Genomic DNA, 15,608 nt, shown 5'->3' on the forward strand with positions numbered 1-15,608 from the left:
CCATGCGCTCGAAGTTTCTCTTTGTGGCTCTGTGTATATTGTGCGCGCCTATCATGCGCGCGCAAGCGACTTCATGTCCTTCGACGAAAACGCTCGATGAGTTGACCAACGCTTTATATGGCGCTGTCAGCGGGCCCGCCGATAAAGATCGCATCTGCATGCGGGAGCTCATGCTTCCTGAGGTGAGATTGATTCCGGTGGGAAAAGCCAAGGACGGGAGCTTCGGCCCTCATATCCTGACTCTGGATGACTGGATCACTCGCGTGAAGGCGCGCGGGCATGATGCGTTTTATGAGCATCAGGTGAAGGTCACCAGCGAAGTGTATGGGCATATCGCGCACCTTTGGAGCACCTATGAAATCAGTCCAATGGAAGGCAAGCCTCCCGTGCGAGGTATCAACAGCATCCAGGCGGTCTTCAACGGAACTGATTGGAAGGTCGTAGAAATCGTGTGGCAGGCGGAAACACCGGAAGAGCCGCTCCCACAGAAGTATCTCCCTTAGATTTTCATCGCTCCTTTTCAGGAAGGGGAGTCAATCTGAGCACAGCGAAGAATCCAGAGACTATCTCGTGCGGTACGACTCTTCTAAGTTTCCGCGAGAAACTCGCCAGTTTTTCCGTTAAGCCGTCATCTTCTGGATTCCTCGCTACACTGTCTTTCTAAATTTTTCATCAGGAGATTCCTTTGCTGGTTTCCAATCAAGAGTTTCATGATGCGCAGGCTCGGATTCGCGGCGTGGCTGTGCATACGCCACTGCTACGGTTACAAGTTTCGGGTTCTCCGGGGAATGTGTTTATCAAAGCCGAGGGTTTACAGCCCATCGGCAGCTTCAAACTGCGCGGCGCATATAACAAGATTGCGCAGCTGAGCGAGGATGAGCGCAAGCGCGGGGTGATTACCTATTCGAGCGGCAACCATGCGCAAGGTGTGGCGTACGCTGCAAAGGCGCTGGGAACGAAGGCGGTGATTGTGATGCCGTCGAATGCTCCTGAGGTGAAGAAGAAGGCGACGGCTTCTCTGGGTGCGGAGATTGTCGAGGTCGGGCCGTCGAGCTCGGAGCGCAAATTGAAAGCGGAAGAGCTGGAAGCGAAGTTCGGCTATGTGATGGTGCCTCCTTATGATGACGCAGCCATCATTGCCGGGCAGGGAACTTGCGGACTGGAGATTCTGGAAGACCTGCCTGAGGTCGATCTGGTGCTTGCGCCTGTAAGCGGCGGCGGATTGCTGAGCGGCGTGGCTACGGCCATCAAGCTGATCAAGCCGGATGTGCGCGTCTTCGGTATTGAGCCGGAGCTGGCTGGTGACGCGCAGGAAAGCTTTCGCGGCGGCAAGCTGGTGAACTGGCCAGCGGAGATGACCACGCGCACCATGGCTGACGGGCTACGTACGCAGAGTCTTGGCGATCTGAACTTCGAGCATATACGCGCGTATGTAGACGACATCATTACCGTAAAAGAAGACGAAATTGCCGAGGCGATGCAGGTCCTGCTTTATCGTGCCCGGTTGACCCCGGAGCCGAGTGGCGCGGTTGCGCCTGCGGCGGTGCTCTTTCACATGGAGCAGCTGCTTCCATTTCGCAATGTGGTGGCGATTATGAGCGGTGGCAATGTGGAGCCTGAGGTGCTGCGGGGCGTTGTGTGCACAGGCTGAACCGTCAGTGCCGTCGGCATAGTAGGTTCTTGTTAAACGTTACAATCGAAACACGATGCTTCGCACCGTTCGAGCAACTCGGTATGTCACCCCGCTGCGGGAAGGTGGATCGTTGCCGGCGATTATCGAGGCCGACGACCTGGGGATGTATGTCCTGAAATTCCGAGGCGCGGGACAGGGGCCGCTTGCGTTGCTGGCGGAGCTGGTGGCTGGCGAGATGGGTCGCGCTCTCGGCTTGCGGGTTCCGGAGCTGGTTTTTGTCGAGGTAGAGGCCGCGCTCGGGCGCAACGAGCCGGATGCCGAGATTCGAGACCTCCTGAAGCGCAGTGTGGGGCTGAATCTGGCACTCGATTACCTGCCGGGATCGACGATGTTCGATCCGGCGGCGGGGGATACCGCCGATGCGAAGTTGGCTTCGCTCGCGGTGTGGTTTGACGCTTTTGTGGCGAATGTGGACCGTACGCCGCGCAATCCGAATCTGCTGAAATGGCATGGGGACCTGTATTTTATTGATCATGGTGCCGCGCTGTATTTTCATCACAACTGGCAAAGCATAGATACGGCGGCACATTCTCAGTTTTCCGCAATCCGCAATCATGTGATGCTGCCCTGGGCGTCGGCTCTGGATGCGGCAGATGCGGAGGCGCATCAGCAGCTGAACACTGCTGTTTTCGCGCAGATTCTGGATGCTGTTCCGGATGCATGGGTGACGCCGGAGGGTGGAGTTGCGGATGCGACGGAACGGCGGGCTGCTTATGTGCGCTACTTCGACGAGCGTCTTGCCGCGTCGTCAAGTTTTGTGGAGGAGGCGAAGCGTGTCCGCGCAGAGCTCGTTTGATTACGCCGTGATTCGCGTGGTGCCACGTGTGGATCGGGAGGAATTCGTCAACGCGGGCGTGATCGTTTTTTGCCTGGAAAAGAATTTTCTGGGAGCCAAGGTGAGCGTGAATGAAGAGCGGCTGAAGGCTCTCTGGCCGGAGATCGATGTGGCACTAATCCGGCGGCATCTGGAGGCTTTTCCGAAGATCAGCGCCGGCGACTCCGACGCCGGACCGATTGGGCAACTGACTCTTCGCGAGCGCTTTCACTGGTTGGTTTCGCCGCGCAGCACCATGATTCAGGTATCGCCAGTTCATACCGGCATCTGCGGTGATCCCCAGCAATCGCTCGACCGGCTTTTTGAGCGTCTCACGTGTTGAGAGAGAAGAAATGCAACTCTTCCCTGTGCGTCAGGACGACAAGACCTTCTGTAAAGGCTAAACCGATGAACGCTGAAAACCGTCAGACAAACGTGATGCGAAAACGAATCTCAGCTCTCTCAGTTGTTCTGCTACTCGGCGCTTCGCTGGCATGGGGCGATAAGAATTCGCCGCCTTCGCATGGCGTGAAGGGCACGGTGGTGCATGTTGCCAACATTTATGTGCAGGCGGATGAATCGTCGGACAAAGTGAGCTCGGTAACTCCGGGGCGAGAGTTGATTGTTGCCGAGCACAGCGGCAAGTGGCTGCGCGTGTTTGCTAACACCGATGTGGAAACGGTCAACGAGCAGGATGTTCCCGTCTTCGGCAATGAAACGAATGCGCAGCCCATTTCAGGATGGGTCTTGGATAAAGGCGTGGTGACGGCGGACACCCCAAATGGTGGCCAGATTTTGTATGGCGAAGCCGTCAGCCTGGAGAATGTGGCGAGCCAGTCGCATCCTCCGCCGGATGCGGCGCAGAGCGCGCGACGTTTGTATCGCATGGTGGTCACGCTTTTCCCGCAATCGCCGCGTGCTGCGGAAGCGATGTGGCGCGCAGCCGATATTCGCTGGCAGCTGCAGAAGGCGGACTCGCTGGCGCTGCCTTCTGCCCACGAAAAAGAAAATTACCTGCGTGAACAGATGGATGAGAGCGAGATGAAGAAGATCCAGAAACTCTATCCGCGCACGAAGTGGGCCGATCTGGCGGCTTACGACATGATCGACAACAAGGTGTGCGGAGACTGGCAAGGAACGGAGAAGTGCCCAGAGAAGGAGGCCGAAATTTACGGCAAGTATGCCGAGGAGCATCCTGACTCGCCCAAAGCTCCGCAGGCACTGTTTGAAGCGGCCTGGCGCGAGGCTTCCGCTGGCGACATGTTCCAGGCCGACAACGACCAGAAGAAAGCTGACGAGGCGCGTGGCCGCGCGAAGGCGCTGGCTGGGCAGGTCGAGAGCAAGTATTCCGACAGCGACTATGCGGCGCGCGCCGCCGGTCTGGTATACAAGATGGAGCAGCAGATTCCTATTTACGGCAGCGAACGCGAATGATGCTGGAGTGATATTCGTATCCTTGCAAGCAGAAGAAAAAGCAGATCCTTCCGCTTCACTTCGCTCCGCGTCAGGATGGCAATTCCTTTGATCGGGAATTGTTTTCAGGAAATACTGGAGGTTTTTTGAACGACTACATTGTTTCTGTATTGCTTGGCATTGTGGAAGGTTTGACGGAATTTCTGCCGGTCAGCTCGACAGCGCATCTTCGCATCAGCGAAGCACTTCTGCACATCAATCTGACAGATCCCTACTGGAAGATGTATACGATCGTCATCCAGCTGGGCGCGATTCTGGCTCTGTTGTTGATCTTTACCGGCCGTATCGTTGAATTTTTCCGGACATTTCCGGAGGGCGAAGATCACAACCGCACGATCTGGAATCATCCGCTGACGCTGACGATGATAGCGTTTGTCTGCACCGCGATCCCTGCGTTTCTGCTTACAAAAACGATTGGCAAGCATCTGGAAAGCCTGACTGTGATGGCGATTTCGCTGCTGGTCGGCGGCGTGGTGATGTGGGCCGTCGACGCGTGGAGCGAACGCAGCGACCCGATGACGACACATGTGGAGCAGATGTCGCTCTTCCAGGCGATCTGGATTGGCTTATGCCAGGTAATGTCGGCGGTCTTCCCCGGGACTTCGCGCTCGATGTCGACGATTGCAGCAGGTCAGGTTGTCGGGATGTCGCGGCCTGCGGCGCTCGAATTCAGCTTTTTGGTTTCTATCCCGACGATGATTGCTGCGACTGGCTACGACCTGCTGAAGACGCTGCATCCGAAGCATGTGGAAGGCGCTGAATCCATCGCTCCGCTGGTGATGACCGGGCACGGCTGGATTGTGCTGGCGATTGGGTTCGTGGTCTCGTTCTTTGTGGCGCTTGGTGTGGTTGAGTGGTTCCTGCAGTGGGTGCGCAAGCACGGATTTGTGCCATTCGCGGTATACCGGATCATTCTGGGAATTCTGTTGCTGGTATTTGCGGCAAAGCTGCGCTAGAAAGGCACGGGGCCGACTCCAACCCCGTGCTCCGTCTGTTCTCTGACTGGGTTCCCCCGGGCAATTTTTTACGAAGAAGGCCACGCGGCATCTGGGATAATAAAACTGCTCTGGGGGTTCGGAACGGTAGAGCCGATTACGGCAATGCCTTCGTGTGTCTCTTATGAAGCCCCTCAAACTGGTTCTTACGCCAACGCGCAACCGCCGCCTGAATGAACTGATCGGGCTGTTAGTGCTGGTTGTGGCGGGCCTCCTTCTTCTCGCGCTGTTTTCGTACCATCCTACCGATCCGTCACTCAATACCGTTTCCGGAACCTCGGCTCGTCCGGACAACTGGATTGGCGTTGTCGGCGCATATATCAGCGACTTCCTGCTGCAGATGGAAGGTGCGGCAGCCTTCTGCCTGCCTTTGCTGCTGTCGGTTCTGGGCTGGACGTGGATGCGATCGCTGCCAACTAGCTCTCCCTGGGCGAAAGCGGTTGGCGCGGTGTTGACAATGCTCTTCGTGCCGGCGGTTTTTGGATTGCTGCCCGGGCACCTGCATTTTCTTGGCGGACTTCCCATTGAGGGTTTGACCGGACGCCTGGTTGTCGACACGCTGGTGCACTATTTGAATTTCCCAGGCGCGTGCATCTTTACCGTGGCCATGGTGGCCGTAGCGGTCTATCTCTCTTCGACCTTCAGCTTCAATACCGCCAAAGAATGGCTCTCGATCCGTTTCGCTTTTGTGATGGCGTGGCGTGACAGGCTGAAGAACTGGCGGTCTGCACGTATCCGCGCGCGCGAGGCGAAGAAGCTAGCGCGGGAAGAAGCTATCCGCGAAAAAGAGCTGATGCAGGCGCGCAAGTTTACGGCGAAACAGGAGAAGCTCAACTTCAAGAAGCAGCCTGACGCGACGATGGAGGGAGATGCTCCGGCGCATCGTCAGGGCGGCTTTGCGGAGATGCAGCCGGAGCCTGCTCCGCAAAAGAGCGTGTGGGAACAGATGCCGCGTGCGACGGTGCCCGATCCTGAACCGGACCCGGCACCACCGCCAAGCATTGCCGTCAATGAGCGCGCAGATGCGGAAATTAATAAAGTCACGGTCGCTCCCAAGTCGCATAACGGCTTCCGCCTGCCGCCGAGCACGTTGCTGCATCGCAGCGAAGATACGCAGGTCGTCCGCGAGGACGAGCTACGAGTTGAGGCGCAGGTGCTGGTGGAGAAGTGCGCCGAGTTCGACGTAAACGGGCAGGTGGTGCAGATCAATCCTGGACCAGTAGTTACGACCTTCGAATTTCGTCCCGAAGCGGGTGTGAAATACAGCCGCGTGACTGGACTTGCTGAAGACCTCTGCCTGGCAATGCGCGCAGAGAGCATCCTGATTGAGCGCATGGCGGGCAAGAGCACCGTCGGCATCCAGGTGCCGAATCATACGCGCGAAACCATCTGGCTGCGCGATGTGATCGAGTCAGAAAATTTCGGACAGCCCAAAAGCAAGCTCACGCTGGCGATGGGCAAGGATATCAATGGGCGCATCGTGACTGCCGATCTGGCGACGATGCCGCACGTTCTTATCGCGGGCTCGACAGGCAGCGGCAAATCTGTCGCGATCAACGCGATGATCATGTCGGTGCTTTACAAAGCGACGCCTGAGCAGGTCCGCATGATCCTCGTCGATCCCAAGCGCGTTGAGCTTGGCATGTACGAAGGCATTCCGCATCTCTTTACGCCGATCATCACCGAGCCGAAGCTCGCTGCCAATGCTCTTCGCAATGCTGTCCGCGAAATGGAGCGCCGCCTGAAGCTGCTCGCTTCGCGCAGCGTGCGTAATATCGACCAGTACAACAAGCTGTTTGAGAACGGCACACCGAGCCTTTTCGACCAACAGGAAGAAGAGAAGCCGCTGCCGTACATCGTCATCATCATCGACGAGCTGGCCGATCTGATGATGCTCGACAAGGCCAACGTCGAGGAATCAGTGACGCGGCTGGCGCAGATGGCGCGTGCTGTCGGCATTCACCTGGTGCTCGCAACGCAGCGGCCTTCGGTCGATGTCATCACCGGCCTCATCAAGGCCAACGTGCCTACTCGCATGTCCTTCCGTCTGGCGACGAAGGTCGATTCGCGTACGATTCTCGATTCGAATGGCGCAGAATCATTACTTGGGCGCGGCGATATGCTCTTCCTGCCTCCGGGAACGTCGCGGCTACAGCGCGTGCACGCTCCATTCGTGACAGAAAAAGAGATTGCTGCGGTGACGGAGTTCTGGAAGAAACAGGGCGATGCCGAGTACGTGCAGGGCTTCCTTGAATCGCCGAAAGATGACAAGGGCCGCGATCTCGATATGGACGGCGGTGGCGAGGATGCCAACGACGAGCTGTACGAAGATGGAGTACGGCTGGTGCTCGAGTTCGGCAAGGCTTCGACTTCGCTGCTGCAACGCCGCCTGCGCATCGGCTATGGCCGCGCCGCTCACTTGATCGACATGATGGAGCGCGATGGCATTGTTGGACCTGCGGAAGGCTCAAAGCCACGCGAGATTCTCAAGCCGCCGGACTGGTTGAATGAAGTAGAACCGGCGATTCGTTAGGTGCTGGTTTCCTGCAAACAAAGCCGTCATTCTGAGCGAAGCGAAGAATCGCCAGCGAGTCTGGCTGAGATTCTTCCTCCCTTCGGTCGTCAGAATGACGGCTTTTAAGATCTGCTACCTCGCAGGCCAAGCCAATCGCGCTGATAGACGAAGCTGACGGAGAGCAGCAACACACCTAATCCGAGAAAACTGAGGATGCGATAGCCCTGACTCAGCTGGCGCGTGTCTACGAGGAAGACCTTGGCGATGCTGAGCGTGAGCAGAGCCAGAGCCTGCCAGCGTAGAAAGGCCGATTTCTTCCAGAAGCCTATGGCGAGAAGTAGCGCTCCAAAAAGCATCGCCCATGCGGAGTAGGTGAACTGCTCATTGGTGTACAGATCGCTTCGCGGAATCGATATCTGCGCGGCCCAATAGGAATGAATTTCGAGGCAGACGGCAATCATGACCAGCACGTTCACGCCGATTCCCGTTGCTGCTGCGATGGGCCGCCATTCCTGCGATGCGCGCGTCGCTATCCACGCAGCAAAAGCGAAGACGGCAATCGCGACCAGGTACGTGGCGAAGCGCGCATTCAAAAGCACCGGCTGGCTATCGCCAAGGTGAATGATATTGACACCGACAAATGCCAGCCCGAGAACCGAACTGGCGAGATAGCGCAGCTCCGCTTGCGGCTGCTCCCGCGCCAGCCATATGAGGACCGCGGCCTCCAGCAACCAACCGATGGCGATGTATCGTCCGTGGAGTTCCAACGGGATTGCGGCGGTAAAAAAGATAATGCTGATCGCCATGTAGACCGCAGGCAGCGCCATGGGTCCGCGGCCGAGCTGGCGCAAGCGGGATACCCGCAGCATGACGAAATAAAAGGCCGCAAGTGGCAATGCGATCCATGGGCGAGCATAAGTTCTGCCAGGTTCGCTGAACAGTGCATAGAACTCAAAGAAGGCGAGCGCCGCATTCAGAAACGGCAGAACGACGAGAACGATATTGTCCTGCACGGCGAGATGTTTCGTCTGCGTGGACATACGCAGATTGCGCAATAGCTGCGGAGCAACAGCGAAGAGCAGGAAGAATGCGACGGCGAAGAAGGCAGCAAGCGGGAATTGCTGGTCAGAATAATAGGCGACATACCATCCGATGGCGTAGAAGCTGGTGCCGAAGAAGGCGGCCAGCAGCAGTCGCGACCAGGGACGCAGAGCTATAAGGATGACCGCGGCTATATCCAGCAGTAGCAGATAGCTGAAGAGCGAGAGCGCGTGGTTCTGCCCATTTGAGAGCAGAACAGGCGTGATGAATCCGCCGATGGCTGCATAGAACGCCAGCAGCTCAGAGTTCTGCATCCAGCACAAGACAGCGTTTGCAGCCGTTACCAGCACCATGGCAAGTAGCGCAACCGCGGTGGGCACAAGGTGAAAAACGGCATAGGCAGCCCATAACGACAGGTACAAAACGCCAGTGCCGAGCGCCTTCATCGAGTAGGAAAATGCACTATAGCCCTGCGAACGGAAACGCTCGGACCATGCGACGATTCCGATACCTGCAGCCAGTCCGATGAGCACGCGGCTGAGCGGGCCAATCCATTGATTGTCGATGGCGAATTTGAGAAACCAGGCCGTCCCGATGAGCAACGCAATGATGCCGATACGGTTGAAGAGCTGCGAACCGATGCGGTTCTCGAGAGTCTTCTGGCCTTGCTGCCTTACGATGCGCGGACCGGTCGCGGGTTCTGGCGTTGCCACGGGAGCCGGAATACTGCGGGCCTCAGTTGGTGCTGCGGATGTTGGCTGTGCCTGCTCCTGTCCCTGCTCCAGGCGATAGACGCGTGCTGTCAGCTCGGCTACCTGGCGCTTCAGGTCTTCAATCTCATCGCTCACTCGTTCAATGTACAGCGCGGCAAAAGAAAATGGGAGCCGACGGGCGGCTCCCATTTCAGTGCGTCGCAAGGATCAGTAAGTAAGCTTCAGACCAAACTGAATAATGCGTGGCTGAAAGGTGCCGGTGACCTGTCCGTTGCTTGTAGGAGTGCCGCCCGTAATGGAATTGACAGGAACGGTGGCTCCCGGCGCGAGGGTAGCGCTGGTCGTGCCCAGCGTTCCACCCAGGCCGCTGCTCGGCAGGTAGTAATTAGTGTGGTTAAAGAGGTTGTAAAACTCTGAGCGAAACTCAAGCTTCATGTTCTCGAGGGGCAGGCTGAACTTTTTATTCAATGCCATGTCGGTTTGATAGAAGGCTGGAGTGCGGCCTGGATTGCGCGAAGAGTTGCCGAAGGGGCTGAGCAGGTTTCCAGCTGCATCCTTGGTGGGAGGCAGAACGAAGGCTGCGTAATTGACGTATTGAATGTAGCCGGTGCCGGGAAGCTTTGACTTCTTGATAAGCGGCTGGCCGGGCACACGGTCCGGACGATAAAGGTTGGCTCCGCGATAGCTGGCTGTGATCTGCTGAGAAACCTGATTCGCTGAGCTGGGCGAATAGGTGATGTTGAAGGGAGTGCCCGCCTGCATGGTATTGATTGCGCTCACCTGCCAGCCGCCCAGGACTGCATCGACAAATCCATTTGAGCTGGAAAGGTAAGTGCGGCCACGTCCGACGGGAAGATCGTAGACGAGGCTGGTAACATTCGCGATGGGCAGGTTGTAGTCCGATTGCGAATAGTCGGCGGCAATCTTGTTGCCATCCTGCGGAGAAGGCGTGTTGCCTTCGAGTGAGGCGCTGGCGTTGTCGAGCGAGTGCTGCCAGGTGAATGAGTTCAGCAAGGTTAATCCACCGACGAAGCGCTGTTCATAGCGGGCCTGCAGCGAATCGTAGTGCGAATAGAACTCGTTCAGAGCCTCGGTAATATCCGATGGCCAGTTGCTATACGGGCGAGCAAATCCATTCCTCGGGTTTTTCTGGTTTCCATTCAGGAAGCCCTGCAGCTTGACACCGTGATTGCCCACATATGCAACGTCGAAGACGATGTTCTTTGCGAGCTGGCGCTGCACGCTGAGGAAGTAGCTCTCAACGTAGCTGTCGCGGGTGTCTTTGGGAATGTAGGTGATGTTATCCGTCGCCTTATTGAAAACCGTCAACGAAGCAGGGAAGCCGCGATCGATGGTGACGAAGCACGTGGTGGCGGGCGCGCCGATCGGGCACTGGCTGGCCGGTGACGGCGCCACTGTCTGCGATCCGACCGAAGCAAATTGCGCCTGCGGAGCATTGATGCCGAGAATGTCGCCGGAACCAGCGCGGGTGTAATGAACGAAGCTCATACCGAAGCCGCCATGAATGACTGTCTTGTCATCCGGCGAATAGGCAAAGCCGACGCGCGGGCCAAAGTCGGTAAAGTCAGGATTGACCAGTGTGCTGCCATAGACTCCACCGCCGCGGTACGGCGTAATCCCATCAGCTGCGATTGCGCCAGGGGTGATGGTGAGCACGGTCTGCGAAACAGGATCGAAGTTCGAGATATTGTTATTTTCCTCTGAGTAGGGCGAGCCGTATTCTCAGCGCATGCCGTAGTTGAGCGTAAATTTAGGCGATATCTTCCAGTCATCCTGCGCGTAGACGTTGTCCATCGACGCACGAAGATGAGTAACGTAGTAGTTCGCTAACGCGTAGGAAGAAGGCATGCCAAAGAGGAAGTCTGCCCAATAGTTGTCGGCAACTGGGGACTTCGAGTTGAGGGCGGTGTAATCCGAGCTGAAGCCGAACGAGCCATAGAGCGGGTTGTTGTCGTTGACAGCCATCCACACATGTTCGTATTCGTAGCCGAACTTTATCGAGTGCTGGCCCTTCACCCAGGTGAAGTTGACCTTGGGATCAAGCAGAGAAGGGTCCTGCCATTGTGGGTTCGTGCTCTGGCGTCCGAAGGCGCTGAAGTTGGTAATGCCGATCGACGGCAGACCGCCAGCAACGATGGGATTCGTCGGCAATCCCGGAATGGTGATGGAGTCATTGCCGATGGAGAGCGTGAATTTGCCAGCCTTGGTGCGCGATAGACCGAGACGCGCATCGAGAACCTTGTTCGCACCAAAAAGATGCGTATAGCCGAGCGCGACTTGCTGATCCAGAACGCGGATCGTTCCGTTGGTCTGGCCATCGAGAGGCAACGGAATTGCCGGATAGTTAACGCCAGTCTCCTTGCGATCGCTCACACGCAGGAACCATGAGCTGTTGGCGTTCTGCTGCCAATCGAGGCGCAGATCGCCCTTGTCCGAATTGTCGGTGAAGGGGACAAGCAGCGCGTAATCATTGGAAGCAAGGCCCGTGGTTGGTGAACCTGCGATCGGGAGAGGAATCTGCCGGAAGAAGTTCACCACTTGCAGCGACGTGGGATTGAAGTCGCCGTCCGGGATTCGCTGGCCTGCTGCGTAAGTTTTGCCGGTGATCGGATTCTGTACCGGAACCACCAGGGTGCCGTTCAGCTCATTCTGCGTCGGTAAAGTAAAGACGCCCAATGGCTTCAAGGTCTGGCGGAAGCCTTCGTAATCGAGGAAGAAGAAAAGCTTGTTCTTGAGGATGGGACCGCCAAAATTCATACCGAACTGGTTACGGTTGAAGGTGGGCTTCTGAAACGGAACAGGGCCAAGCGTACCAGTGAGCGTTGGCTTGAAGTAGCCAGCCGCGTTCAGGTCCGTATTACGGATAAATTCATACAGCAGAAAATGATAGTCGTTGGTTCCGGCCAGCGACGCCACGTTGATCGTCGCGCCCGAAGAACGGCCATATTCGGCGTTCTCATTGTTGGTAACGATCTGCCACTGCGAAACCGAATCCGGCGGAATGGCGATAATCTGGTTGTCGAAGCCCTGATTGCTCTCGCCGTAGGCATTGTTGTCCATGCCGTCGAGCAGGAAGTTATTGAACATGCTGCGCTGGCCGTTGACGTTATACGCTCCGGCGCGCACGAGGCTGTTGACTGAGCTGGTGGTTGCCGCCGTGGGAGCTTGACGCGAGCCGGTGACGAGTGCCAGCAGATCGGAATAGTTACGGGTAACAAGCGGGTAAGCGGCGCTTTGGTAGCCGGTAATCACCTGTCCGCGCTGGCTCGATTCTGTTTCCAGCTGCAGGTGCACGTCGCTGACCTCGACTGTTTCAGTTGCTTGGCCAATTTGCAAGGCAAGGTCGATGCGCTGACGGCTGCCGACCGACAGGGTGACATTGTCGGCAACTGCGGTGTTGAAGTCGCTCATCGAAGCCGTCACGCGATATACTCCGGCACGCAGCGAAGGTATTTCCCAGTCACCGCTGCCATTGGCAGTGACTTTGCTTTCTGTTCCTGTAGCAGTATTGGTTACAGTTACCGATGCCCCGGCAACACTGGCGCCGCTGGCATCACGTATCGTTCCCACCAGGCTTCCATTTTCATACTGCGCGCTGGCCAATAGCGAAAACGACAGAACGAGGAAAACCCCGAAAAAACGCAAAAATGCTGTTTTATATGTAGGCATTAGCTAAACCTTAACGGCGGCCCAATAATAATTGTTGAAAAGAGTGTGAACGCAAGATGAAACCGATACTCTAGGTCGGAACGTACCTTCGATGGTACCCTTCAGAGAGGCGATGTTTTGGGCCGCCCCCGCTGTTGAATAGTTCACCCCCATGAATGCAGACAGACCCGGACGCATTGCAGACGACAAAACGGATGGAAAGCCACGCATCCGCGTGCTGGTTGCCGACGAGCATCCAGTCATACGTATTGGTGTAGAGAATCTGCTCCAGCTGGAGCCTAGCTTCGAGTATGCCGGGGAGGCAGGCACCGGCGAAGAAGCGATGGCTCGCACTTTGGAACTCGATCCTCACATCCTGCTGCTTGGCCTGAGCCTGCCTGATCTGCCCGCACTGGAGACGATGCGGGCCGTCATCAGTGGCTCACATTCCACCAAAACTATTCTGCTGACCGAGGCGATTTCTCAGCAGATCATTCTTGAAGGCTTGCAGCTTGGTGCGCGCGGCATCGTTATGAAAGCAGCGCTTATGGATCACCTTGCTGCCGCCATTCGGGCCGTGTCGGGCGGAAGGTACTGGATCGAAGACCATCCCGCCACGAGTCTCGTGCAGGCACTTCACGATATCAGCCGCAATCCCACACCTGTTCCGAAGAGCGCTCCACCGCTGACGCCACGCGAGCTTGAAGTGGTAGGCTGCGTCGTAAGGGGCGGCAGCAATCGCGATATCGCCCAGCAATTCAACCTCAGCGAAGAGACCATCAAGCGGCATCTCTCGAATATTTTTGAGAAAACCGGCGTCTCTACGCGCCTTGAGCTGGCGCTGTACGCCATCGAGCATCAATTGGTTGCTCTGCCCGCCTGATTTATTTCTTCTTATCTTCCTCGTTCAACAGACCACCCGCACTTTTCCGTGAGCATCCTTTGTAATGCGCGCCGTATTGCGCCTTTGTGCTTTACCCGAAAGAAGCAAGGAGCTCGAAAGAAAAATATGAAACAGCAAGTGTTACTTTTACTCTTCGCCTCAGCGTTGTGCGGTACCGTCTATGCCCAGGAAATGAATCCCACAGCCACGCAGCAATGGCCGCAAAACCAGCAGCAGACGCAGAATCCGCAGGCTGAGATGCGTGATGGCGTCCCGGTTTACAAAGTGCAGGTCGTAGGCCGTGATATTCCTGCGATCAATTACTTTCATCGCAGCGGGAGCACGAAAATCGGCTTTCAGGGCACCAGTCTCCTGCCTGAAGCAAAGGGCTCAGCTTCTGTCGAGAGCGGTCGGGGAAGGCTTACGATCAATGCAAAATTTGAAGGTCTGCGCCCGGCAAACAGCTTCGGCGTCGAATATCTGACCTATGTCCTGTGGGCCATCACCCCGGAAGGACGTCCATCGAACCTCGGTGAAATTTTACCCTCCCGTTCCAAAAACGAGATTACGGTCACCACTCCGCTGCAGGCTTTCGGCCTGGTTATTACCGCCGAGCCTTATTACGCCGTCACCATGCCGAGTGACATTGTCGTGATGCAGAACTCTGTGATGAACGACAAGACGCAGGGCATCATCGAGCAGGTGAATGCGCATTATTCCTTGTTGCCACGCGGCGCTTACACGCAAACGGCGGGCCGGAACAGCGTGCTGCATCCGATCACTCGCAATGAAGCATGGCCGCTTGAGCTTTATGAAGCGATCAACGCGGTACAGATTGCTGAAGCTGCCGGAGCCGACAAGTATGCGCCTGATACTCTGGCGACTGCGAAGCAGAATCTTCAGAACGCGCAGGATCTGGAAGAGCATAAGAGCCGTCAGAAAGAGCTGATCACCTACGCGCGAGCTGCTGTGCAGACAGCCGAAGATGCTCGCATCATGACCATTCGCAAGATGCGGGCGGAGGATGAAGCTAATACGAAGCAGGCGGCGCAGAATGCGCAGCTTGCCGCAGCCCAGTCCCAGGCAGCTGCCGACCAGGCTGCTGCGGAACGCGCACGCGCAGAGGCGCGCGAAGCGGAAGCGGAAGCGGAGGCGGCTCGCGCTCAGCGGCAAACGCAACGTGCCAACGACCAGACTGACCAGATGCGCGAACGGCTCAAGGCGCAGCTCAATCAGGTGCTGGCCACGCGTGAAACCGCACGCGGTCTGGTAATGAATATGTCCGATGTTCTTTTCGACTTTAATAAGTTCACGTTGAAGCCGGAAGCCAGGGAGAAACTCGCCAAAGTATCAGGGATTCTGCTCGCTTATCCGGGATTGACGATGCAGGTGGAGGGCTATACCGACAACATTGGCTCGGATGAGTACAACCAGAAGCTTTCCGAACAGCGCGCTGGCGCCGTACGCGATTATCTGGTGGCACAGGGTGTCGCGCAGCCTGGAATTACTGCAACTGGCTATGGGAAAAGCGATCCTGTCGCCGACAACTCAACCAACGATGGCCGTGCACAAAACCGCCGTGTCCAGCTTGTAGTTTCGGGCAACTCTATCGGCGTGCAGCAGCAGGGCCCCGGTCAGCAGGGTGATGCAGCGGCTCCACCCGAAAATGCTCCTCCACCACAGCCGCCGAACAGCGGTGTTTCTAATCCACCAGGGCCACAGTAAAGAGAATTCTCCGACATAGGGCTGCCCGCCAAGGCAGCCCTATTTTTTTTGCTTTTGGCCAACTCGCAAAATCCTGCCGTTCTCTGT

At 56.8% G+C, this 15,608-nt stretch carries 12 protein-coding genes; 9 read left to right on the top strand and 3 right to left on the bottom strand.

The window, feature by feature from the left end; all coding sequences use genetic code 11:
- The first annotated feature begins 2 nt into the window (after nt 1-2).
- The 7 genes from GSQ86_RS09630 (at nt 3) to GSQ86_RS09660 (ending at nt 7,508) form a co-directional block, all read left to right on the top strand.
- On the top strand, nt 3-503 hold the full coding sequence (locus tag GSQ86_RS09630) for a hypothetical protein (RefSeq protein WP_158749743.1): 501 nt from the start codon (nt 3-5) through the stop codon (nt 501-503).
- Between the two features lie 176 nt (nt 504-679).
- Complete coding sequence (locus GSQ86_RS09635; protein WP_371720631.1) at nt 680-1,651, top strand: threonine/serine dehydratase; 972 nt, start codon at nt 680-682, stop codon at nt 1,649-1,651.
- Between the two features lie 55 nt (nt 1,652-1,706).
- The gene (locus GSQ86_RS09640; protein ID WP_158749744.1) at nt 1,707-2,489 is read left to right on the top strand and encodes a HipA family kinase; all 783 of its coding nucleotides are present in this window, start codon (nt 1,707-1,709) and stop codon (nt 2,487-2,489) included.
- On the top strand, nt 2,467-2,850 hold the full coding sequence (locus GSQ86_RS09645) for a DUF3037 domain-containing protein (protein WP_158749745.1): 384 nt from the start codon (nt 2,467-2,469) through the stop codon (nt 2,848-2,850). The genes GSQ86_RS09640 and GSQ86_RS09645 overlap by 23 nt, the downstream gene beginning before the upstream one ends.
- Nucleotides 2,851-2,945: 95 nt before the next feature.
- Entirely contained in the window at nt 2,946-3,941 is a 996-nt protein-coding gene (locus GSQ86_RS09650) for a tol-pal system YbgF family protein (RefSeq protein WP_216841087.1), read from the top strand.
- A gap of 125 nt (nt 3,942-4,066) precedes the next feature.
- Nucleotides 4,067-4,936 carry an undecaprenyl-diphosphate phosphatase gene (locus GSQ86_RS09655; RefSeq protein WP_158749747.1) on the top strand — a complete coding sequence of 290 codons (870 nt, stop codon included), beginning with the start codon at nt 4,067-4,069 and terminating at the stop codon, nt 4,934-4,936.
- A gap of 163 nt (nt 4,937-5,099) precedes the next feature.
- A complete protein-coding gene (locus GSQ86_RS09660) occupies nt 5,100-7,508 on the top strand; it encodes a DNA translocase FtsK (protein WP_158749748.1) in 2,409 nt (802 codons plus the stop codon).
- Between the two features lie 104 nt (nt 7,509-7,612).
- On the opposite strand, the gene GSQ86_RS09665 is transcribed toward GSQ86_RS09660, so the two are convergent.
- The 3 genes from GSQ86_RS09665 to GSQ86_RS23420 form a co-directional block, all read right to left on the bottom strand.
- Nucleotides 7,613-9,448, bottom strand: coding sequence for a DUF2339 domain-containing protein (locus tag GSQ86_RS09665; RefSeq protein WP_158749749.1), 1,836 nt, complete (start codon nt 9,446-9,448; stop codon nt 7,613-7,615).
- Between the two features lie 3 nt (nt 9,449-9,451).
- On the bottom strand, nt 9,452-10,921 hold the full coding sequence (locus GSQ86_RS23415; RefSeq protein ID WP_254062274.1) for a hypothetical protein: 1,470 nt from the start codon (nt 10,919-10,921) through the stop codon (nt 9,452-9,454).
- 66 nt (nt 10,922-10,987) lie between these two features.
- Nucleotides 10,988-12,934: a carboxypeptidase-like regulatory domain-containing protein gene (locus GSQ86_RS23420; protein ID WP_254062275.1), complete on the bottom strand. Its 1,947-nt coding sequence runs from the start codon at nt 12,932-12,934 to the stop codon at nt 10,988-10,990.
- A 151-nt stretch (nt 12,935-13,085) separates the two neighbouring features.
- Here GSQ86_RS23420 and GSQ86_RS09675 point away from each other — a divergent pair, with 151 nt between their 5' ends.
- On the top strand, nt 13,086-13,796 hold the full coding sequence (locus tag GSQ86_RS09675) for a response regulator transcription factor (protein ID WP_158749750.1): 711 nt from the start codon (nt 13,086-13,088) through the stop codon (nt 13,794-13,796).
- A 126-nt stretch (nt 13,797-13,922) separates the two neighbouring features.
- On the top strand, nt 13,923-15,521 hold the full coding sequence (locus tag GSQ86_RS09680) for an OmpA family protein (protein ID WP_158749751.1): 1,599 nt from the start codon (nt 13,923-13,925) through the stop codon (nt 15,519-15,521).
- Nucleotides 15,522-15,608 lie beyond the last annotated feature (87 nt).

It is taken from the genome of Acidobacterium sp. S8 (assembly GCF_009765985.1).
Taxonomy (GTDB): Bacteria; Acidobacteriota; Terriglobia; order Terriglobales; family Acidobacteriaceae; genus Alloacidobacterium.